Below are 21,008 nucleotides of genomic sequence, written 5' to 3' on the forward strand. Positions count from 1 at the left end.
CTGTTTGCTGTTGCTGTCCGTCACGGGTAAGGTCATCATCAATCGCATTAAGTACGGCGTGAAGTCCGGCCCGAAAACTTTCTTCGATACTATTGGCGACCGGGCTATCAACGATGATTTTGACCTAACCTTTAAAATCATCACCGAAAAAATTTAAGGCGGCCCGGCCTAGCAACCCGGATTTCCTCGGTTGCCTCGGCCTGGGTTCGAGACGAATAAAAAAAGCCTGTTCTGACCAGGCTTTTTTTATTCGGGCAGGGGAAGCAGCGGGGCCGCTCAATCCAGGCGTGGGCATTGTGGCGACGCTACAGCTAAGCTTTCCAACGGACGTCCACGACCTGGCCGGCTTCCTGCATTGTAAAAGACGAGCCATTTGGAGTGGGAGAGCAGGCCGGGGAGCTGTTTAGCCCCGCGCTTACTTCGGGGCAATAGTGCTGGGCTGGGCCTCCAACTGGGCGAGCTGGTCGTCGATGGCTTTCGTGTCGGGCAGCTCCGTGCGGCCCTGGCTGAGGAGTTTAACTTTCTGAGTGAGTAAGTCCACCTTTTTGCTGAGTAGCCGCACTTGCGCGTCGGCCGCCAATGCTGGTGCCGTCCGGGCGGTATAGTTGGCGCTCTGCCGCACGTACTTGGGGGCCGGTGCAGTGGTTGCCGAAGTGGCTTCGCCGCGGGCGGCAGCAGCGCTGGCCGGGGTGGCGAAGACGATGCCGCCATCAGCGCGGACAAAGTCGCCTTCCTGCAGGGTGATTTTCTTGCCCTTGGGATAGAGTTTATCGGCCGGCATTTCCACAATACCATTTTTGTAGTTGATTTTGACGCCGTTGGCTAGCTTGACGTTTTGGGTGAGGGGGATTAGCTGGTTGCCCTCGCGCTGCACCACTTCGCCGTCTTTGAGCACAAACTGGGTACGTGCGGTGGTTTTGACGGCGTAGCCGCCATCCTGCGCCGCCGCTTGGCGAGGAGCGGTAGCCAGGCAGGCGGCGGCGAGCAGCATGAAAATAAAGCGGTTCATTGGGTAAAGGACAAGAGTAGGTAAATAGGGGGCAATACGCATTCCAGGGTCGGTCAGGCACCTTGTGAGTCAAATAGAAGCAAAAATCTTTGAAATTAATCTGAGCGATGTTGCAACATTAAATGTATGTACATACATTTGCAGTCGATTCCTCTGCCTCTTATGCGCATCGAAGACGAAATTAAACAGCCGGTTTTTCGCAATGAATACCAGAAGGCCCACATCAATCTGGTGTACACCGCCGGGTGGTTGCAACTGCGCCAGGCCGCGGCATTCAAGCCCTTCGGCCTCACCCTGCCCCAGTTTAACATTCTGCGCATTCTTCGCGGGCAGCATCCCCGGCCGGCCACCGTGGCCCTGCTAATCGACCGGATGCTGGACAAAACCAGCAACGCCTCCCGAATTGTGGACCGGTTGGAAGAAAAGCAGCTCGTGACGCGCACCGTGTGCCCGGCCAACCGCCGGGCCGTCGACATCCGCATCACTAAGGCTGGGTTGGACCTGCTCGACCGGATCGAGCAAGCCAACATTACACCCTCCGGTGTCGAGCAGCTTAGCGAGGCGGAAGCACAGCAGCTCAATGCCTTACTCGACAAGGTGCGTACGGTTGAGTAAAGGTAGATATCGATTAACTACTTGCGCGGACGCTTTTGGCACATTTCTTCGTTGCCGTGCGCTGGTCCTTTTGCTTCTTTTTTTACTACTTACTTTTTAAAATCTTTTTTCAGATGAAAAAAATTCTGCTGCCCGTCCTGTTCGCTTTTGCCGTGCTTGGCGCGGCACCCGCTGCTTCAGCCCAAAAAATGAACAGCGAAAAAATGGCCACCAACGCGCCGGCCTATAAGCTGCAGCCGCAGCTGAGCTCCTTGGGCTGGGAAGGCAAGGCCGTAACCCACGGCCACAACGGCACCATAAACTTCACCGATGGAGAACTGCTGGTAAAAGGTAACGCTGTGGTGGGCGGCACCGTGACCGTGGACATGAAGAGTATTAAGGCCACCGACATTAAGGATGCCGAAAGCCATACCAAGTTTGTGGGCCACATGAGCGGCGACGACTTTTTCGGCGTGGAGAAAAACCCCACCTCCACCTTTAAAATCGTGAGTGTAACGCCCCTGAAAGGCGCCACCAAAGACGGAAACAACGCCACCATTACCGGCGACATGACCATCAAAGGTGTAACGCAACGCATCAGCTTCCCCGCTAAAGTAGGCGTGAAGGGCGGCGTGGCCTCCGCCCAAGGCAAGGTGACCATCGATCGTACCAAGTTCGGCTTGAAGTACGGCTCGAAGACCTTCTTCGACAGCATTGGCGACAAGGCTATCAACGACGATTTTGACCTGACCTTCAACGTTATCGCCAAAAAATCTTAAGCCGAATTACAGCGGGCTGGCCTGGCTGTATAGTCCCGGTATGAGGCGGGTCGGGTCTCGGGTAAAGATAGTCGGGTTCCGTTGCCACTGAGCACAGACGAGCTCGTATGGGGTCAAGCCGCCCAGGGCCTTGACCCCATACGAGCTCGTCTGCGTTCTGGTAATAAAAGCGCTGGTGGCTTCCTTGCTGGTGCGGTTCCTGCGCTCGACTTGGCTGTTAATCCACGGGTGCGCTGGTGTGGTTAGACGGTGCGCCACGCCGTATTCGCAGCAGATGCAGTCAACGCAGTGGCCGCCGGGCGGGAATTGAGGCGCTCGCGGGCTGAACGGCACTCCGTTGTCGCTCAGTACTGTTTGGACCTGATAGGGGAGCGTTTCGAGTACGCGCCGCCGAAATTCGGCGGCCACGAGGCTGGAGAGCAGCGGCCGGGCCTGCCGGGCCTCGGGGCGCCGGCCTACCGTGCGGCCACCGCACCCAGCGCCCGAGCGCATCGGCCACCACATGTAGCCTGCTGGTCAAGCCGCGGTGCCCGAGGGCGTGCGGCCTGTTTTTGTGCGTGCTCCGCTGGCGTGTTGGCGGGCCCACGCCGTGGTCGAGTCCAGCCGCAGCGTGTGTCGGGCGTCTGCTTGCTGCCCCGCCGCCCCAGCGCCCGGGCCCACCCCCGCGAGGCGGTCCAGGTGGCCGGCAAGGCCCGCCCGCGGCAACCTAGTGCCCGACTTCGACTAAGCTGCGGCTGCGTGGCCTGGTCCACCTTTCGTGCCTTCCCGACTCGGCAGCAGGGGGGCAATCCGTGCCCGCTGCGCCTCCGTCAACAAATAGGTCATCCCCTACTACCTAACCCAAGTTGCGGCGTAGTGTAAGGACAAAAAAAGTCTGTTCCGGCACGGAACAGCTAGGTTTGAGGTCTTCGACCACACTCACTCCTAGGCCCCATGACAGAACAGACTGTGGCAATGTACTGCTTCCTCGACGATTTTTTACGCCTCACGCGCCCACCGGCCCCGCACCGGCGCCACCTCTCCGACGCCGAAGTGTTGACGACGGCCTTGCTGGCGGCGCGTTTTTTCGGAGGCAACTTGGCGGCGTCCCGCCGCTACATGGAGCAGCACTGGGGCATGAAGCGGGTTGATAAGAGCGGCTTTACGCGCCAGCTGCACCGCTTGCACGCGACGCTCCAGGTCTTGTTTTTGGCCCTGGGCCACCACCTGAAGACCCTCAACCCGCAGGCCCGCTATGTCATCGATTCGTTTCCCGTCGCTGTCTGCGACAACGTGCGCATCCAGCAGTGCCGCTTGCTCGAAGGCGAGGCCTACCGGGGCTACTCCGCCAGCAAGCGCTGCTACTTCTAGGGCTTCAAGGTACAGGTGCTCATGACCCATGATGGGCTACCCGTTGAGCTATACATCCACGCTGGCAGCGAAGCGGACATCACGGGCCTGCGGGTCTTAGGGCCGCAGCTACCGGCCGGAAGTGTGCTGTATGCCGACGCGGCCTACACCGATTATGCCTTCGAAGATGCGTGGCGGGAAGCGGAGCAAGTTTGCCTGTTGGCTGAGCGCAAAAGCAACAGCAAACGGCCGCATGAACCGTGGCAAAACTTTCTCATACAGCACTTTCGCAAAGGCGTAGAAACGACTATCAGCCAAATCACCGAGCGCTTTCCCAAGTCCATTCACGCGATCACGGCCCAGGGATTTGCCCTAAAACTCCTGCTGTTTGTCTTCACCCACACCCTCGCCCAACTCGGGGCTTAGTCCGCAACTTGGGTTAGATAGTTTGCCTATCCTCGATTTATTATGCGGTCGGAAAGATTTTATAATAGTTAAGGTATAACGGTTGATTAATTAAATTGAGTATATAATATTGTATTTGCTGACATTAGTCAATTTATTTTTTATATCGTTTCCATCCACTTAATTGTTTCTTTACTTTGACTCGATGAAACCAATATTTTTTCTCTTAATAATGGCGCGCCATTACATTGGTAACTATGACCAAAAGGGACAGCCATTGCATTTGCGTAGGGGATTCCTCAATCTAGGTTCGGCTACTCGAACTGCTTCCTTGGATACCATTCCTCACGCGGGAGAAAATTCAGTAGCCTGCAGCGTAGCTTACCTGGGACCGTATATACTGGGAGTGACTCGGCGAGGCGATGTATATGTGTCCACCCAAGCAGAAGGTGGCATGTTTCATGCGCCAGTCTTTTCCCCAAGAAACAGTGTTGAGATAGAGAACATACCTGTGTGTTCGGGAGTGAAGGGCGACAAAATCGTATTTGTCAGTATTACAGATGGGTATGTACAACCAAAGCGCTATACGGTAGTCGAGCTTTCATTGGCAAGAAGGACTTTTGCCCGCATTTGCCGCAGCCGCAGCCCTGTCTGTGTCACATATTCGGCGGATGGAACCCTTGTACAAGTGGAATCGCAAGGCAAACTACAATCGTTCCACTCTGCTTATTGAAGTAAAATCTAATTACTAGCAGCTTTTCCTAGCCTAAAAGGATTAGTAGAAGCAGGAGATTTAGCGGTCACCAAATTTGGGTCTGAGGTAGGGCCTTCAGCTGAAAAGCTGGCAGCTAGAACAAGTATGAAAGCGGGTAAACTTACTTACTGGCGCTAAAATCGGCGAAGTGGTAGGATGGGGAACAGGTTAGCAAACCGCACAACAAGCAATTAATGTGACAAAGAGTCTGACACAAGGGCAAGTGCAGAAAATGATAGAATAGGGCCTTACCAAAACGAAAGTACAGAACTTAATTACTGAATACTCTGCTAGATTAGTTGAGGGAGGTAAATACTTAAACAACCAAGTAATGGCGCCTAGAAAATAACTCCTAGGAGCAACTATAAGAATGTGGCCATGATTGACTCTTCACTACCAACTGTCCTGAATCATTTATCACTCTACTGGAAAGAACGTTCCATCTTTTCTTCGTTTAACACAGTTGAGTTCATAAAGCATTTTGAAGATGAAAATGGCGTCAAATTGCCAGAAGATATATCCTGTTTTTACAGTTTACTCGATGGAATGCCTTCTATTTATCCGCATGATACTGACGAAGAGGGTTTTTCATTCAAGGAATTAGCAATGATGCACATTAAGCGAGGGAATTATAAAATATGGGACGGGCAGGAATTTCAGACTATCCATGTGAACGTTTTGCCTTTTTGCGACTACATGCAATTATCATGGGAATACGCCTTCGTTTTCCCATGGTCCACTGATTCTCAATATATCGTATGTATAATGCCTACGACTGACAGCCTAACTCCTTTATGCGACAGGCTTTCAACTTTTCTGAACCATTATATGGATGATGATGATGTCATTTATAATTACAAGATGGAATAAATATTTATCAAAGCTCGCATCAGATAAACATTCATTTAGGGGTAAATATTTGATTTTTAATAATTTATAGAATGATTATTCATCTCAATTTTAGCTATTGTGACATCTAGGAGAAACTCGTTAAATTGCTTCGATAACAACTGCTCACAGTGAGGTTGTCTCATAAGCTAACTCTTGTTAATTAATAGTATGAATTCTGTTTTGAAATTTGTGCTCTTTATAATTTGTGTAGCGTCACACTACAAATGTATTGCACAACCCCAAAAAATACTTTCTCAACGTTTAGTGAGAAATACCGTTATAGATTCAATTAAAGTACCACTCAGACTTGAAATACACATTGCAAAGAAGATATTCTCCTTAAATGAGAGAAGTATAATGATTTCACTCGATGCAATTAATCAAACTGATACACCTCTTTTAATTAGCGATCCTAAATTTTCTGCATCGACGCAACTGATACTAAAAAATAATGGCATTCTAGTGCCATCTGTAAAAATCAAGCCTATTTTAAGTAATCTTAACGAGTTAGTCTCTATAAAGCCGAATAGCAAATATAGTACAGTGTTTTCCTACCCAATAGAAAAATATTTTTCAAAAATATCTTATGGTAAATATGAGGTTCAGGCTGAATATTCTGGCAATGTATTTATAAATAAAACACCTTATTCTGCAAGTGCCATGACAAGCAATACTTTTTATTTTGTTGTCCAGTAGACAAAGAGTGTTAGATACTGTACGACCCGGGGGCTCACTTCTGACCTGGGGCAGGCTGTGGGCGGCAGCCTGGGCACGGCCGGCAGCAGTGGTCCCGATAACCGGCCGGCCGGGCAACGGCGGTGGTTGCCGTCGATCACAGCCGGGGTGGCCGTAGCCTGGGAGAAGCTGCGGGGGCTGTGGGGCAAACCGCAGGCCACGCCGCAAGCCAGCTTAACCTATGAGCTATACACGCAAGACAGTGTGCTGGTCAAGCGGGCCACCTGCTCGTTATCGGCTACGGGGGAGGCGGAGTGGCAGCAGTTGCAGCAGGGGTTTCGGGCCAGGGAGGGGGGGTATGTGCAGGTGTACCTGGCCAACGCCAGCGCCACCAACGCCTGGTTTGACGACCTACAGGCCGAGGTGTTTCCCGTGCTTACCCAGCAGGAAAACCACTACGACCCCTTTGGCCAGAACCTGCCAGAAATCGAGCTCACCAGTGCCACTGATAGAAAGGAGCAGTACACCGGGCAAGAGAAAGTCGATGAGTTTGGCCTTAGTCTAGCTGATTATAATCCGCAGTATTATGATTTTCAACTAGGCTGCTTTCAAGGAATCGACGCTGATGTAGCTTCCTATATTTCACAAAGCCCGTATAATTACTGCCTTAACAATTCGGTTGGCCATGCCGACCCTGACGGAAAGAACCCCCGTTACCTGGTATGACCAACCCCTTGCCTTTCGCTCACCTACGCGTTCTTGAGCTTGCTTCGGTGCTGGCCGGCCCGCAGGTAGGCCAGTTTTTCGCGGAGCTGGGCGCTGAAGTCCTGAAAGTTGAAAGCCCCGCCGGCGACGTCACGCGTACCTGGAAAACCGCGGCCGAAGCGGCTCAGGCTCCCGGCGAGGCATCGGTTTCGGCGTATTTCACCGCTTCCAACTGGGGCAAAAAAACGGTGGTGCTGGACCTGACCACCGCCGTTGGCCACGCCACGCTCCGTCGCCTGGCCGCCACTGCCGACCTGGTGGTGGCGAGCTACAAGCCCGGCGACGCCGAGAAGCTGGGTGCCGACTACGCCTCTTTAGCCGCGGAGAACCCTCGCCTGATTTACGGCCACCTTACCGGCTACGGCCCCGATGAAGCCCGCGCCGGCTACGATGCCGTGCTGCAGGCCGAAGCGGGCTTCATGTACCTCAACACCGAAGGAGCCGGCCAGCCGCCCCAAAAGATGCCCGTGGCTATGGTGGACATGCTGGCCGCGCACCAGCTCAAAGAAGGGCTGCTTACGGCCCTGCTGCAACGGGAAAAAACCGGGCGCGGGGCCTTGGTGCACGTTAGCTTGCTGGATAGTGCCTTAGCCGCGCTGGCTAATCAGGCCGCGACTTACCTCGTGACGGGGCACGACCCCCAGCCGCTGGGCTCGGGCCACCCGGGCATTGTACCGTATGGCACCGTGTACCGCGCCGCCAATGGCCGCCAGTTGGTGTTGGCCGTGGGCTCGGATGGCCAGTTCCGCCAGCTGTGCGCTGCCCTGGGCCAACCCGTCTGGGCTGACGACGCCCGCTTTCAAACCAACGTGGCCCGGGTGGCGCACCGGGCCGCGCTCGAAGCCCTGCTCACCGAGCACATTGCCGCCGTAAACGGCGACGAGCTGCTGGCTGAGCTGGCGCGTCGGGCAGTGCCCGCCGGGGCGGTGCGTACCGTGGGCGAGGCTCTGAGCCAGGCTTCAGCCCAGCCCATGCTGTTGCCCGGCGCCGGCAGCATTCGGGCGGGGCTGCGCACGGTGGCCTTCCGTAGCCCGGAGTGGCCGGTGCTGTCTCAGCTGAGTGCCCCGCCCGCGCTTCCCTGAAAAAGAGCGGCCCGCAGCGGCCGAAACCAGGGCGGCAACGCATTTCGTACGCTTATTTTACCGCAATAAAGTGGCAGTTGGGTCTGCTGTTGCGCTTATCTTCGTGGTCTGCTCCGGCGCTGCTCATTTCAGAGGCGCCACTTCTTTATCGAATGGCTAAGTCATCCCCCAAAACCACCGAGCCCGCGCCGTCTGCCCCCACCGAGGGGATGGCTCCTGCTCCGGCAGCCGCGCCGGCTCCGCCTAAAAAGAAGGCCGCCCGCAAAGCGGCGCCGAGCCGCAGGGCCAATAAAGCCGAACCGGCGGCTTCGGCGGCGGCCGAACCCGAAACCGGCCACCGGGGCGCCACCGCTACCGATAACCTGCCCACTGCCGAAGCCGGCTCACCCACGGAGGCCCCGGCCGACCGCCTCGACCAGATCTTCGAAGGGCTTAAGCAGAAATCCACGGCCAAGCAGGCCATTTTTCGCAATACCCAGATGGCGTTCGATTGCCTGCGCCTGGTGTCGCAGGAGCTGGTGGTGGAGCTCAGCCGCAAGCTCACACCCTTGGATTCGAGCGTGCTGATTGAGTACCGGTCCATCAACGATATGGAGTTTCACATCAAGTTTTCGGGCGATTTGCTGGTGTTCATCATGCACTCCAACATCGTCACGTTTCCCGACGACTACGGCCCCATGAGCAGCGCCTACGTGAACGAGGACTTCCGGCGGCGGTTCTTCGGCCACATCATGGCCTATAACTTCATGGCCGACAGCATCAAATACCAGCGCCTTAACGACCCGGGTTACCTGGTCGGCCGGTTGCTGGTCAACATCAACAATCATTACTTCCTCGAAGGCGTCCAGCAGCTCGAACTGCCCGATAACGACATGTCGGACAACCTGATTACGCCCGAGATGATGCGCCTCTTCGTGGAGAGTGCCATGATTGCTGCCGTGAACAACGACCTGATTGCCCCGCCGCTACCCGAGATTCAAAAAATCAGCGTCAAGCAGAAGCTGGAAAACCAGCAGGTAAGCCGCGGTAGCAAGGTGGGCTTCAGCTTCTCGCACGAACAGGTGTATTAGCACCGTCTTCCGGTGTTCGCGGCGCAGCCGTGGGCACCTCACGGGACCCCTACGGGGCGACCCCGGTTCGCTGGAGGCGCGAAGCCTCAGGAGAGGGGAGCCGGACGATGGGGATACCGAACCTGGGGTTATAAGCGCCCGTAGCCCACCTTCTGGCGCACTTTGGCTAATACTTCGGCGCCGTATTCCTGGGCGCGGCGGGCCCCGATTGCCAGCTTGGCGTCGAGCTCCGGCAGGTTGCTGGAGTAGAAGTTGAACTGCTCGCGCTCGGCCGCAAAACGCTGTAAAATCAACTCGTACAGAGCCTGCTTCGCGTGACCGTAGCCGTAGCCGCCAGCCTCGTAATTGGCCCGCATGGTGGCCGTTTCGTCGGCGGTAGCCAGCAGGGAGTAGAGCTTGAAGGTGGTATCGGTATCGGGATTTTTGGGTGCCTCCAGCGGGGTACTATCCGAGATAATGCTTCTGACGGTTTTCAGTAGTTCCTTTTCGGGCGCGAAAACGTCGATGATGTTGCCGTAGCTCTTGCTCATTTTCTGGCCGTCGAGGCCGGGGATGGTCATCAGCTGGGCGTCGACGCGGGCCTGGGGCAGCACCAGCGTTTCGCCGTAGCGGGCGTTGAAGGCGGCGGCAATGTCGCGGGCAATTTCCAGGTGCTGCACCTGGTCTTTGCCCACGGGCACAATTTCGGCGTCGTAGAGCAGGATGTCCGCCGCCATCAGCACGGGGTAGGTGAACAAGCCCGCGTTCACTTCCGATAGTCGATCGGACTTATCCTTGAAGGAGTGCGCATTGGCCAGCATGGGGTAGGGCGTGAAGCAGCTCAGGTACCAGGTTAGCTCGGTTACCTGCGGCACGTCCGACTGCCGGTAAAACAGGTTCTGCTCGGTGTCGAAGCCGCAGGCCAGCCAGGCGGCGGCCACGGCATAGGTGTTCTGGCGCAGCAGCTCAGGGTCGCGCACGGTGGTGAGCGAGTGCAGGTCCGCAATGAAGTACAGCGAGTCGTTGGCCGGGTTTTTCGATAGCTCGATAGCCGGGAGGATGGCGCCGAGCAGGTTACCGAGGTGGGGGCGGCCGGTGCTTTGAATGCCGGTGAGAATGCGGGACATAAAGGAAGGCTAGCGAGGTAAGCGCACGCCTTCGTTGTAGGCGTGCACGGCGGCCCGCAGCTGCGCGTGGGGAATGCCGTTGATGGCAAATTTCCGCTGCAGCACGGGGTCGGCCGGGAAGAGGGCCGCCACAAAGGTACCGGGGGCTAACTTCTGGTCAAAGCCCGGCGTACGGGTGGGGCTGTAGGCAAAGAACACATTAGTGCCGGTCTTGCGGAGTACGGGCAGCTTGGCGTGCGCCTTGAAGTTAGGCCCCATCTCGACCAGGTAGTAATAGTAGTACAGCTCAACCGGACCGGTTTCGAGGATTTCCAGCAAAACGGGATCCTTGAAGTCCGCATCGGACCCGCTGCGGAACCGAAAATCCTTAATGGTAATGAAACTGTGGTTATCAATAGTGAAGGCATTAATCTCACTGGTGCGAAAGGTGCGCTTATTGCCATTCTTCACGCCCATTACTACCGTCGGCTTGCCCTCCTGGGCCAAAACCAGTTTCAGCTCCGCCTCGCCTTTGGACCCGTTGGCGAGCTCGTAGGTGCCCAGGGCCAGATTAAACTGCGCCATTGCCATACCGGGCAGCAGGAAAGCTGTTAGCGCCGGCAGGACTTTAAACAATTTCATAGAGAAAAAATAAGGTTAGATAGATGACCGCGCGGCAGGCCACGGGGTAAGGCTACGACTCATTCATCAATACGCCCCAGCTTTGGCCAGCTATAAGGTGAGTAGCCTATACGCTTACCTCCGCCACCGCCTCAACTTGTAACTCGGCGGTTTCGTTCTTGCCCCGGTACTTATCAATCGAGTAATGCGCCAAGTAGAGCACCGGCCTGCGCAGCCGGGCCCCAAAATTGGGGCCAATAATTGGTGTTGGCCCCGAAGTTACCTGGTTGAGCGAGTGTAAGTCAGCGATGAAAGGCAGCGACTCAATGGACGAGTTTGCTGACAGCTCGCTGGCCGGGAGAATAGCCACAGTAGGCCGTCCGGGTGGGGCAGGCAGCGGTTGGAATGCCGGTAAGAATGGGGGTGGGTGAGGTATTATTTGGGCCCAGCGTTGTAGGCCCGGATAATACCCCGAATGGTTTCGGCCGTGTAGGGCTCCTTGTTGAGACGCTCCACCAAATCCGGGCGGTCTTTGATGAAGGATGCAATAATAGGGCGGGCTTTCTTGGCCACGACCGGAACGCCGGTCAGGGGCCCGCCGCGCTGCCGAATAAGGGGGCAGCCAGTGGAGAAAGCATCGCCAGACGGACGGGCTTCACCGGCTTTATTGGTTAACATCGGCAACGAATAGCTTAAAAGCTCGACCCGCCCGGTATCCAGCACCTCGGCAAAATCATGCTTGATGAGCATCTTCGTTGTCATGGGCAGCCCGCTATCGACGATAAAATCATGAACCGACACAAAGTTTCGGTCGGCAGTCTGGAAGGATTTTACCTCTTGCGGAGAGAACGTGAGCTTCTTGCCTTTTTCAGCGGGCTTCGCCACCAGTTCCGCCCCCGAGCCGGATGAGTACTTAAGGGCGCCCTCACCTTTTGTTCCATCGACTAATTCATAAGTGCCTGGCGTAAAGCCCTTCTGAGCAAAGCTAATGGAAGGCAGCATCCCAATAATAAATAATACGTGCAGAGAACGCATAGGATAAATATAATATAGGTTAAAGAGGAAAATATAGGCTAGATAGAGAAATAAAGGTAGAAAGAAAATATGAAATAAAAGTACTGGCCACCAGCCGCCGCGCGCAAGTTGCCTTTAAACGCTTACGTTTTCTACTGCCTCTATTTGCAGCTCGGCGGTTTCGTCCTTGCCCAGGTACTTATCAATCAGGTAATGTGCTAGGTAGAGCACCGGCGTGAGCAGCAGGGCCGCCGCGAATTTGTACCAGTAATTGGTGTTGGCCACCGAAACCACTTGCTCGAGCGACCAATTGCCAAAGACGTAAAACGCCACGTACAGCACCACGAAGGAATCGACCAGCTGCGAAACCAGCGTGGAGCCCGTGGCGCGCAGCCAGATGAAGCGCCCCCCGGTGGCCTTGCGAATGGCGGCAAAGATGGTGGCATCCAGCACCTGGCCCACCGCAAAGGCCACAATCGAGCCGGTGATGATGCCCAGGCCCTGGCGGAAAATGCTTTGGTAAGCAAAATCAATGTTGAAGGGCCGGCCCTGGTCGTCGGTCTTGTTCACATCCAGCCAAAAATCAGCCGGGGGCAGCTTGGTGGTGAGGTAAATAACGCCGAAAGCAAACAGAATGAGCACCACCGTGAGGTAGCTGATGCGCAGCACGCCCGCCTTGCCGAAGTACTCGTTGATGACGTCGGTGGTCACAAACACCACGGGCCAGATGAGCACGCCGGCCGTGAGGCTGCCGGGCAGGCCCATTAGCTTATCAGCCGAAAAAATCTTAACGCCGATAATTTCGGCCAGCAGTGCATTAACCAGAAAAATACCGCTCAGGACGAGGTAAAGCTGCTGTTTCTTGTTGGAGAAGGTAGACATATTAGGGTAAAGTAAGCCAACTTTCCGTTGGAGAACCATTGAAAATAGGGCGGAGGTTTAACCAGGCCCGGGGCTTTGGGTAGACCCCTGCCAAAAAGAGAGCCTTAGCCCATCCAGCGAGTAGCGTAGCAACGAAGCAGGCCGAACCCTCCTGGCAGAAGCTAGAGGCTCACGCTCAACCCTTCGAGGGCCAGCTCGGTGGTGGGGAATACCGCGCGGGCTTCGACCAATAGGGGCTCCAGGGCTTTGTAGCGGCTGGAGAAGTGACCCAGCAGCAGCTGCTTCACGCCGGCATCGTGCGCGAGCTGGGCGGCCTGGCGGGCAGTGCTGTGGTGGGTTTGGGCGGCCCGCTCCTTGAGCTCTTCCAGAAACGTGGCTTCGTGGTAGAGCAAGTCGACGCCGCGAATCAGGTCGGCCAGGGCGGGCGTGTAGAGCGTGTCGGAGAAGAAGGCGTAGCGGCGGGGCGCCGGGGGCTGACCCGCCACGTCGGCATGACGCACGCCGGGCTGCTGGTCGTCGGCGGGCAGGTCTTCGCCCTGGGCGAGGCGCGCCAACTGCTCGGGGCGCAGACCCGGGGGGAGCTTCTCCTTCAGCAGCTTGGCCCGCCGAGGCTTTTCCGCAAACAGGTAGCCGGCGCACGGAATGCGGTGGCGCATGGGCAACGACGACACGGTGAGGTGCGCGTCCTCGTACACCACGGCGTGGGCTTCGGTATCGACGGCGGTAAAATCCACGGTGAAGCCCATGTGCATGTCAGAAACCCGGGCCTGGGTAGTGAGCACCTCGTTGAGGCCGGGCGGGCCGATGATGTGCAGCGGCTGGGTGCGGCCCTGCAGGTGCATGGTGCTCAGCAGGCCAAACAGTCCAAAGTAATGGTCGCCGTGGAGGTGCGAGATGAAAATGGCGCGCAGATGGTGCGGGCGGATGCGATGCTCCAGCATGCGCCACTGGGTACCTTCGCCGCAATCAATCAGGTAGTTGTTAGTGCTCACCGTAAGTACCTGGGCCGTGGGGTGGCGGGCCTGAACTGGCGTGGCGGAGGCGGAGCCCAAAATCTTCAGTTCAAAAGTCAAGACGGACGGTGGGAATGGGTGAAACAGGGAGCCTGGCAACTCACCAGGAACCAGGTTTCGGATGGGAAGAAAATAAAAGGCTGTTAGCCGTCAGCCCGAAAACCAACCGCTAACAGCCAACAGCCGAGGCTAAAAAATTATTCTTTATCCGTCAAATCGCGCTCGATGGCGTGCAAAAATACCCGGTCGATGCCTTCTTCGACGGTGGGCAGGATGTGCAGCACCGACTCCAGCTTGCTAATAGTGATAAGTTTCAGCACGTGGTCTTGCAAGCCGGTAAGCACCAGCAGGCCGCCCGTGGAATTACACAGCCGGTTGGCGATGAGGATGGAGCTGAGGCCGGACGAATCCGTGTATTTCACGTTAGTGAGGTCGAGAATCAGGTTGTTAATGCCTTCAGCGTTCAGCTTCACAAACTCCGATTTGAGGTCGGGCGCAACGGTGGTATCGAGCTTCTTCTCCTCAATGGTGATGATGGTGTAGCTTTCTTTTTTATCGATCGTGTACTTCATACAGCGTTAGGCAAGAGGGGTAAGAGAGCGGCGAAGGTAAAGAAAAAACCCAAAATCTTGGGCGAAGCAGGCTAATGTTTTGTTGCTCGCCGTCCGGTGCCGGGTGGTCCGGCAAACGTGAGCGAGGCCCAGGTTGATTGCCAATCGGCGCGGTCGCGCAGGTTAGCGGGGGCCTCACTCATGCCGACGGTAGCCAGCAGGTAGGGCCCCGGCCCGGATAAACGTAACAGCACCCGGCCGTTTTGGTTGGCCCGCGTCGTAAAATGCATGGTGGGCAAGCCGCTGGGCTGGCGCTGCCACACCTGCACGGCGGCGCCAGCGGCTGGTCGGCCAGCGCGCAGCACGCGTACGGTCAGGGCTTGGTCAGCAGCTAGGCGGTAGGGGTTCTGTTCGGGTACCAGCTCCAGCGGCAGGCCGTACACGCGGCGGTAGGCGCTGTCGGTGGCGGCGGGTACGGCGCGGGCCTCACCCACTTGCACGAGCGCTTTAGCACAACGGCGGTACGTTTCACGGCCGGCTGCTGCTTCCTGGCCGCGCTCCTGGCGGAGCTTCAGCGGATAGTCGAGGCCTTCTTCGCGCAGGTAGGCCGTGAATTGCGCCGCGGGCAGCTCGATAAAGGAGTTAGTAGACCGCAGCAGCACGACGTGGGTGCCGGGCTGCGCGAAAGAAAAGGCCGTTCGGAAAGTATCGGTAGGGGCGAAGCCCGCCGCCGGGGTGAGGTCGGTAGAATCGGCCGGGTTGGGGCCGTAGCGCACCAAGCGCAACACTTTGGCCGCCTTATTGGTCCAGGGTTCCGCCTTAAAGTCCATCCCGATGAAGGGGCGGATGCTGAGCGTCTGGCCAGGTTGGAGGCGAAAGCGGGGGGCTTCGAGCCAAAACTCGTGGGCCAGGGCGACCCCAGCACTCAGAATAATTGGGCCAATCAGCAGCTTTGGATTCACCTGATCTATGAGAGGGAATAGCTCTGGGAGAGCTTAATAACTAAAAATGAAACAGCCGAGTCCTTTCAAAGTAAGTAATTATGATAAGGGCACTTATACCGGAAGTAATACGACTTATCGCCACGCACTAGTCTTACGGTCAATGTATTCGGCTTTTTAATAATGCTATCCCCCACATGTGCCTGTAATGGTAAACTAAACGGTTGAGCTAAGTCGTACGGGAACATATTGTCAGGCATCTCCTTGACCAGTCGAGTGAAAGCGGCTTGTTGATAGAATTCCTCTAAGTCATATGCTAGAACCAGGTTATATGCCTGAACCGGTTCTTTCGTTGTGGTCACCCACACTTGAGTGCGACCTCGGTCATCTGGCTCTTTTCGCCAAACCACTCCGCAGTAGGAGAGGCTCTTTGCTACGGCTAGATCCTCTGCGTGAGTGGGTTTCTTTTCAGCTCGCGCAAAGAGCACGACCCCAGCCATTATTGTAATCAGGCCCCAGAGCGCTTGAACCTGAGGCGAATAGGCCCGAGAATCCAATAAGGTCTCTAAAAACTTGGCTAGCATCGTTGAGGGAGATCAACCGGCAAAGTTTCGCTTACTGCCGCTCCAAGGCCAGGGCATAGGCCCGGTCGTAGTGTACGCGCAGGTTTTTCCAGTCGAACAGTTCGGCGGAGCTCTCCACGGCGTTGCGCTGCATGATGCGCTCGCGCCGATTGAGCAGCACGAACTGCCAGAGCATCTCGGTCAGCTCCTCGGCCGATTCGTCGAAGGATTTTTCCTGGCGATGCACCACGAAAATGCCTTTCTGCTCGGGGTCGGGGATGGTTTGCAGCACGTAGTCGCCGAAGCCCGACAGGTCGGAGGTGATGGCTGGCACGCCGCGGGCCACGCATTCGAGCGGGGTGTAGCCCCAGGGCTCGTAGTAGGAGGGAAACACGCCCATGTGGCAGCCGCGCACGAACTGGCCGTACTCCATGCCCAGCAGGGGCGAGGAGGGCGACACAAAATCGGGGTGGTACACCATTTTCACCCGGTCGTGGCGGTGATTGAGCAGCTGCGCCCGGCGCATGAAGTTCAGGATGTCGTCGTCCTGGTCGTTCACCAGGTTATGGGTGATGACGGGCGGCAGGGAGCTTGTTTTCCAGCTTTGTAAGGTGCGCCGGTAGCGCAGGCGCCAGTAGTCGTCGACCATGGAGCTGAGTTCGGGCAGCTTGTGGTCCTGGCTGGCGGCGGCGGCGTAGAACAGGCGCTCGCCCACCTGCCGCTCGATGGCCCGGCAGGTTTCGTGCACTTCGTCGAGCATGGCGCGGCGCTCCAGCACCTGCGGGTTGATGCTGGTGAAAGGCCGTTTGGTGATGAAGAACATCACCACCTGGCCTTCGAGGCCACTCTGCTGAAGGCGGTAGTTGAGCCGGGCCAGGGCTTCCAGGGTCAGGTCGAACCCCTTGTTGTGGTACTCGTAGCGGCCCGAGGTAAACAGGTACAAAGTCTTGTCCAGGTCGAAAGCGTAAGACTGGAAGAAGTGGGCCATCACGAACTCGTGAATCTGCGCCTTGTACTTCTGGTGCATCACTTGGAACTCGTGCAGGGCCACGAAGCGCTCGATGTTGAGGCCGTTGGGCAGCACCGCGTCCGGAATGCGGTCGAGCAAGTAAATGCACTCGCGCACCGTGAGCTCGCTCACGGTGGTGAACACGTGGCTGCCGTGGGCGGCGGCGCGCTCCATGCGCACGGCCGGCTCGATGTTGAACTTGCGGGCCTCGGCTTCCCAGTTCACCCACATGAGGTGATCGTAAAAAGCGGGGTCGTTCATGGCCAGGTAGCGGCCGAGCAGGGTAGCGTGGGTGGTAAAGAGCAGGTGGGCGGGCACTTGCAGCCGGCGCAGCTCGGGGATGGCCACGCCAGTCATCCACTCGTGGAAGTGGCCCAGCAGGCGTAGCTTAGGCGGTACCTGGGCGGCCAGGTGCTGAAAGAAGATGGTGCTCAGGTGCCCGAAGGCAATAACCTGGTGCAGCAGGTCGTCGTTGTCCGGCGCCGGAATGCCGTGGCGCTGCCAGAGGTCGGTTTTGAGCTGTCCCAGCCGGTCGTAAGCCTGAAACGGGTTGATGAGCACCACGCGGGGCCGGCCCGTGACGAGCCAGGTGCCAATGCCCACATCGTAGCCCTGGGCCCGCATGGTGCGCACGGCGGCCCCAAACGGGTCGGCGGCCGTGTGCACGGCCAGATCGTCGAAGGGCTCGAACTCCCCCTGGGCCTGGTGCGGGAAGTAGGGGCCCAGCAAGCAATACCGGTCGCCCCAGGCCGGCACGGTGGCGGGCACTTTCGAACGAATTACGGTGTAGATGCCGCCCACCTGGTTACAAACTTCCCAGGCTACTTCCACCAGCAAGGCGTCGGGAAACAAGGCATCGGGGGTAGGGGGCGTGGGCTGCATAGGGGGCGGGAAGTAGGAAGGAGAGGAAGATGGCGCGGGTTGAGCGCGGCGAAAGGTAAGCCGATTGGGATTCAGATGCCACTACAAGCCGCCATTTTCGGGCCGCCAAGCGGGAAATAATTCGGTTATTTGGCCGAAACACCGGGTCGTAGCCCCGGTTGGCCGCCCAATAGTCCCTTTATTCTCTCGCTTCTGATGGCTGATACCACCAACCTTCTGACCCTCGAAACTCCCATTCTGCCGGTACTAACCCAGCGCCGCAGCCCGCGGGCCTATGCGGCCCAGCCCGTACCACCCGACCTGCTGCAGCAGGTATTCGTCGCGGCCTCGTCGGCCGCGTCCTGTTATGGTGAGCAGCCCTGGCGCTACCTCGTGGGCACCCGGGCCAGCAGCCCCGAGGCGTACGATAAAATCCTCGCCAGCCTGGGCGAGTTCAACCAGGTCTGGGCCGAGAAGGCCCCGGTGCTGGGCGTGAGCATTGCCAAGCTGGCCTTCTCGCACGACGACAACCCCAATGCCTGGGCCCGGCACGACGTCGGCCAGGCCACGGCCACCATGGCTATTCAGGCCACCGAGCTGGGCCTGCAAGTGCACCAGATGGCCGGCTTTGCGCCCGATAAGCTGCGCGAGGCTTTTGGTATTCCGGCTGGCTACGAGCCCGTAGCCGTGTTTACGCTGGGCTATCCCGGCGACCCCGCCAGCCTGCCCGATTCGCTGCGCGACAAAGAGCTGGCACCCCGTACCCGTAAGCCCCTGGCCGAGTTCGTGTTCGAAGGCGGCTGGCCCGAGCAGGCCGGGGAGCGCTACGACCAAGCCACCGTCTGACCCCCTGGCGGCGTAGTATGAAATAATTAAAAAATGAAGAATTAAAAATTAAAAATTCGATTCTAGAACCCCTTTTTAATTCCTGATTTTTGCCTTTATTCCCTCATTTGAAAGGGATTAAAACTTAAAGTTCGAACTCTAGCCCCCTTTTTTAATTCTTTATTTTTAATTTTTAATTCTCTTTTAAATCCTGCGACAGAATCAGCACCGCGTACGGAGCCAGGCCGATGCTGCCGTGCCAGGCGTAGCCATCGGCCTCGCCTTCGGCAGCCTCCACGCCAAAGCTTTCGAAATCTAAAAACTCGCCATCGTAGCCGCGCCAGTCGCTGTTGAAGCGCACGTGCCAGTGGCCGGGGCCGGGCAGGCCGATGGTGTAGGCCTCGTGGGTCTGATTAGCGAAGTTGGCTAATACGATGGTCGTATCGGAGGGGCCCCCGTCGCCGTCGGCCCAGCGGGCAAAGGCTATCAGCTTGTCGGTATTGTTTATGTGGAATACGTGGGTGTGCTGCCCGCCCAGGCCGCGGGTGTGCCCCCGTTGGTTGCGGCGCAAGGCAATCAGGTCGCGGTAGAGGTGCACTAGGCCGCTGCGGTGTTCGGCGTTGGCCCACTGCAGCGGCTCGGTGTCGTTGAACGCACCCGCAGCCAGAAATTCCTGGCCCTGAAACAGCATGGGGATGCCGGGGGCGGTGAGCACGAGCGCCGCGCCCAGGGTGGTGCGCTTTTTCGAGAAGTAGTGGTCGGCGGCGCCCGGCATAATTTCCTCCGCCACGCGGCTCTTGCCGTTAGCCACTTCGTCGTGGCTCTCGGTGTAGATGACGCGGTGGAAGGCATCGCCGTTGTATCCTTCGGCCAGGGCCCCGGCCACGGCGTGCATATCGCGGTCGGCATCCTCGCCGGCAGTGAGCGCCTCACGGATGGGGTAGACGAACGAGCTGTCCCACTGCGAGTCGAAGCCCTGCCCGCCGTTGGCCACCGTTTCGGTAATGTGGGCGTTGCCGCGCATGTCTTCGGCAATGGTGATCTTCCAGGGCATGGTCTGGTCGATTTCCTCGTTAATCCAGCGCATCAGGCTCCAGCCGTCGGGTAGCTCGGCCCCCGGGTCTTCCTCGCCGTGCACGTTGCGGATGAAGGCGATGGCATCGGCCCGCAGGCCATCGACGCGGTATTCTTCAAGCCACATCAGGGCATTGTCGCGGATGTACTGGCGCACTTCGGGGCGGCCGTAGTCGGGGCGGTTGTCGCCCCAGGGCGTGCGGGCCCGCCAATCATTGTAGAAGTAGATACCGCCGCCATCGTTCTCGCTCCACCCGTCGAACTGCCACAGGTCCAGGTCGCCGGGGCCGAAGTGGTTGTACACCACGTCGAGCACCACCGCGATGCCCTGCTGGTGGGCCTGCTTGACCAGTTCCTTGAACGCCTGGGGCCCGCCGTAATCACTTTCGAGGGCGAATGGGTTCGAGGGGTTGTAGCCCCAGGAGCGGCTGCCCGGAAACTCGGTAGCTGGTAGCAGCTCTATGCAGTTAATGCCCAGGTCGCGGAGATAGGGAAGCTTTTCGGCGACATCCAGGAAGGTACCCACCCGGTCGGTGTGCGGCGCGTTGAAGGTACCCACGTGCAGCTCGTAAATCACCAGCTCATTCCAGGCTGGCATCTGGAAGTGGTCGTCGCCCCAGTCGAAGGCCGGGTCGTGTACCACCGAGGCGCCCGCCGAGTTCGTTACCTGCCGGGAGTAAGGGTCGTTGCGGTCGAACGAGCGGCCTTGGTGGGTCAGGTGAAACTTGTACTCGTCGCCGGGTTTGGCAGTGGGCACATCGGTGGCCCAGTAGCCATTCCCCTCCGGCTGCAACGGGTTTTTCGTGGCGGACCACTTATTAAAAGTGCCGATAACAGCTACGGCCTCAGCATTCGGCGCCCACACCCTAAAGGTGGTGCCGGCCGGGTGGGGCACGGCGCCCATGCCCGGCTGCAAGGGCACACGGGGCGCGCCCGAAGCGGATTTACGAGTAGCGGAAGGAGAGGATTTGGCGCGCGGCGCGCCCTGGGCGGGACTGGCGTTAGACTTAGACATTGAAGGAATGGCTGGCCGCTGCCCAGGCAGCCAGGAATGCGGCCGGTACTGAACAGTAGGTAACCGGGCAATACGGAATCGCCCGGAATTTGGCCACGTCCTTTCGGCCAAGAGTGCTTTACGCCAGCCGCACCATAAAATAGGCGCGGCCAATTCGCACCATTCATGAGTTATTACCCGCGTCAAGCCCACCGGCCCCAC

21 protein-coding genes and 1 pseudogene are annotated in these 21,008 nt (G+C 57.6%); 10 read left to right on the plus strand and 12 right to left on the minus strand.

What is annotated here, in order from left to right; all coding sequences use genetic code 11:
- Positions 1 to 4 precede the first annotated feature (4 nt).
- The gene (locus tag IC235_RS11815) at positions 5 to 157 is read left to right on the plus strand and encodes a hypothetical protein (protein WP_191005388.1); all 153 of its coding nucleotides are present in this window, start codon (positions 5 to 7) and stop codon (positions 155 to 157) included.
- Between the two features lie 258 nt (positions 158 to 415).
- On the opposite strand, the gene IC235_RS11820 is transcribed toward IC235_RS11815, so the two are convergent.
- Positions 416 to 1,009: a DUF6799 domain-containing protein gene (locus tag IC235_RS11820; RefSeq protein ID WP_191005389.1), complete on the minus strand. Its 594-nt coding sequence runs from the start codon at positions 1,007 to 1,009 to the stop codon at positions 416 to 418.
- A gap of 162 nt (positions 1,010 to 1,171) precedes the next feature.
- Between IC235_RS11820 and IC235_RS11825 the strand changes: the two genes are divergently transcribed.
- Positions 1,172 to 1,624, plus strand: coding sequence for a MarR family winged helix-turn-helix transcriptional regulator (locus tag IC235_RS11825; protein WP_191005390.1), 453 nt, complete (start codon positions 1,172 to 1,174; stop codon positions 1,622 to 1,624).
- A 113-nt stretch (positions 1,625 to 1,737) separates the two neighbouring features.
- A complete protein-coding gene (locus IC235_RS11830) occupies positions 1,738 to 2,382 on the plus strand; it encodes a YceI family protein (protein ID WP_191005391.1) in 645 nt (214 codons plus the stop codon).
- Between the two features lie 6 nt (positions 2,383 to 2,388).
- On the opposite strand, the gene IC235_RS11835 is transcribed toward IC235_RS11830, so the two are convergent.
- Entirely contained in the window at positions 2,389 to 2,874 is a 486-nt protein-coding gene (locus IC235_RS11835; protein ID WP_191005392.1) for a hypothetical protein, read from the minus strand.
- A 441-nt stretch (positions 2,875 to 3,315) separates the two neighbouring features.
- On the opposite strand from IC235_RS11835, the pseudogene IC235_RS22950 reads away from it, so the two are divergent.
- The 6 genes and pseudogenes from IC235_RS22950 to IC235_RS11870 all read left to right on the plus strand — a co-directional run bounded on the left by IC235_RS22950 (position 3,316) and on the right by IC235_RS11870 (position 9,353).
- A pseudogene (locus IC235_RS22950) lies at positions 3,316 to 4,137 on the plus strand (IS982 family transposase).
- Positions 4,138 to 5,248: 1,111 nt separating this feature from the next.
- Complete coding sequence (locus IC235_RS11850; RefSeq protein ID WP_191005395.1) at positions 5,249 to 5,740, plus strand: SMI1/KNR4 family protein; 492 nt, start codon at positions 5,249 to 5,251, stop codon at positions 5,738 to 5,740.
- 189 nt (positions 5,741 to 5,929) lie between these two features.
- Positions 5,930 to 6,457: a hypothetical protein gene (locus IC235_RS11855; protein WP_191005396.1), complete on the plus strand. Its 528-nt coding sequence runs from the start codon at positions 5,930 to 5,932 to the stop codon at positions 6,455 to 6,457.
- 57 nt (positions 6,458 to 6,514) lie between these two features.
- Positions 6,515 to 7,162 carry an RHS repeat-associated core domain-containing protein gene (locus tag IC235_RS22630; protein WP_191005397.1) on the plus strand — a complete coding sequence of 216 codons (648 nt, stop codon included), beginning with the start codon at positions 6,515 to 6,517 and terminating at the stop codon, positions 7,160 to 7,162.
- Between the two features lie 8 nt (positions 7,163 to 7,170).
- Positions 7,171 to 8,283, plus strand: coding sequence for a CaiB/BaiF CoA transferase family protein (locus IC235_RS11865; protein WP_223847242.1), 1,113 nt, complete (start codon positions 7,171 to 7,173; stop codon positions 8,281 to 8,283).
- 152 nt (positions 8,284 to 8,435) lie between these two features.
- Positions 8,436 to 9,353: a hypothetical protein gene (locus tag IC235_RS11870; RefSeq protein ID WP_223847243.1), complete on the plus strand. Its 918-nt coding sequence runs from the start codon at positions 8,436 to 8,438 to the stop codon at positions 9,351 to 9,353.
- 128 nt (positions 9,354 to 9,481) lie between these two features.
- Here the strand turns inward: IC235_RS11870 and trpS are convergent, their stop codons facing one another.
- The 9 genes from trpS to IC235_RS11915 all read right to left on the minus strand — a co-directional run bounded on the left by trpS (position 9,482) and on the right by IC235_RS11915 (position 17,914).
- Positions 9,482 to 10,459 carry a tryptophan--tRNA ligase gene (trpS, locus tag IC235_RS11875; protein WP_191005399.1) on the minus strand — a complete coding sequence of 326 codons (978 nt, stop codon included), beginning with the start codon at positions 10,457 to 10,459 and terminating at the stop codon, positions 9,482 to 9,484.
- 9 nt (positions 10,460 to 10,468) lie between these two features.
- Complete coding sequence (locus IC235_RS11880) at positions 10,469 to 11,080, minus strand: hypothetical protein (protein ID WP_191005400.1); 612 nt, start codon at positions 11,078 to 11,080, stop codon at positions 10,469 to 10,471.
- A gap of 106 nt (positions 11,081 to 11,186) precedes the next feature.
- Positions 11,187 to 11,429 carry a hypothetical protein gene (locus IC235_RS11885; RefSeq protein WP_191005401.1) on the minus strand — a complete coding sequence of 81 codons (243 nt, stop codon included), beginning with the start codon at positions 11,427 to 11,429 and terminating at the stop codon, positions 11,187 to 11,189.
- 65 nt (positions 11,430 to 11,494) lie between these two features.
- Positions 11,495 to 12,094, minus strand: coding sequence for a hypothetical protein (locus IC235_RS11890; RefSeq protein ID WP_191005402.1), 600 nt, complete (start codon positions 12,092 to 12,094; stop codon positions 11,495 to 11,497).
- A gap of 114 nt (positions 12,095 to 12,208) precedes the next feature.
- Positions 12,209 to 12,955, minus strand: coding sequence for a queuosine precursor transporter (locus tag IC235_RS11895; RefSeq protein ID WP_191005403.1), 747 nt, complete (start codon positions 12,953 to 12,955; stop codon positions 12,209 to 12,211).
- Positions 12,956 to 13,116: 161 nt separating this feature from the next.
- Positions 13,117 to 14,028: a ribonuclease Z gene (locus tag IC235_RS11900; protein WP_191005404.1), complete on the minus strand. Its 912-nt coding sequence runs from the start codon at positions 14,026 to 14,028 to the stop codon at positions 13,117 to 13,119.
- Between the two features lie 137 nt (positions 14,029 to 14,165).
- Entirely contained in the window at positions 14,166 to 14,540 is a 375-nt protein-coding gene (locus tag IC235_RS11905; protein ID WP_046246220.1) for an STAS domain-containing protein, read from the minus strand.
- Positions 14,541 to 14,611: 71 nt separating this feature from the next.
- Positions 14,612 to 15,481: a DUF4198 domain-containing protein gene (locus tag IC235_RS11910; RefSeq protein ID WP_191005405.1), complete on the minus strand. Its 870-nt coding sequence runs from the start codon at positions 15,479 to 15,481 to the stop codon at positions 14,612 to 14,614.
- A 594-nt stretch (positions 15,482 to 16,075) separates the two neighbouring features.
- Positions 16,076 to 17,914 carry a glycosyltransferase gene (locus tag IC235_RS11915; RefSeq protein WP_191005406.1) on the minus strand — a complete coding sequence of 613 codons (1,839 nt, stop codon included), beginning with the start codon at positions 17,912 to 17,914 and terminating at the stop codon, positions 16,076 to 16,078.
- Between the two features lie 195 nt (positions 17,915 to 18,109).
- Between IC235_RS11915 and IC235_RS11920 the strand changes: the two genes are divergently transcribed.
- Positions 18,110 to 18,739, plus strand: coding sequence for a nitroreductase family protein (locus IC235_RS11920; RefSeq protein ID WP_191005407.1), 630 nt, complete (start codon positions 18,110 to 18,112; stop codon positions 18,737 to 18,739).
- 172 nt (positions 18,740 to 18,911) lie between these two features.
- Here the strand turns inward: IC235_RS11920 and IC235_RS11925 are convergent, their stop codons facing one another.
- Positions 18,912 to 20,807, minus strand: a complete 1,896-nt coding sequence (locus tag IC235_RS11925; RefSeq protein ID WP_223847244.1) for an alpha-amylase family glycosyl hydrolase — start codon at positions 20,805 to 20,807, stop codon at positions 18,912 to 18,914.
- Positions 20,808 to 21,008: the final 201 nt, after the last annotated feature.

Origin of the sequence: Hymenobacter montanus (genome assembly GCF_014699115.1) — a bacterium.
Classification (GTDB): Bacteria; Bacteroidota; Bacteroidia; order Cytophagales; family Hymenobacteraceae; genus Hymenobacter; species Hymenobacter montanus.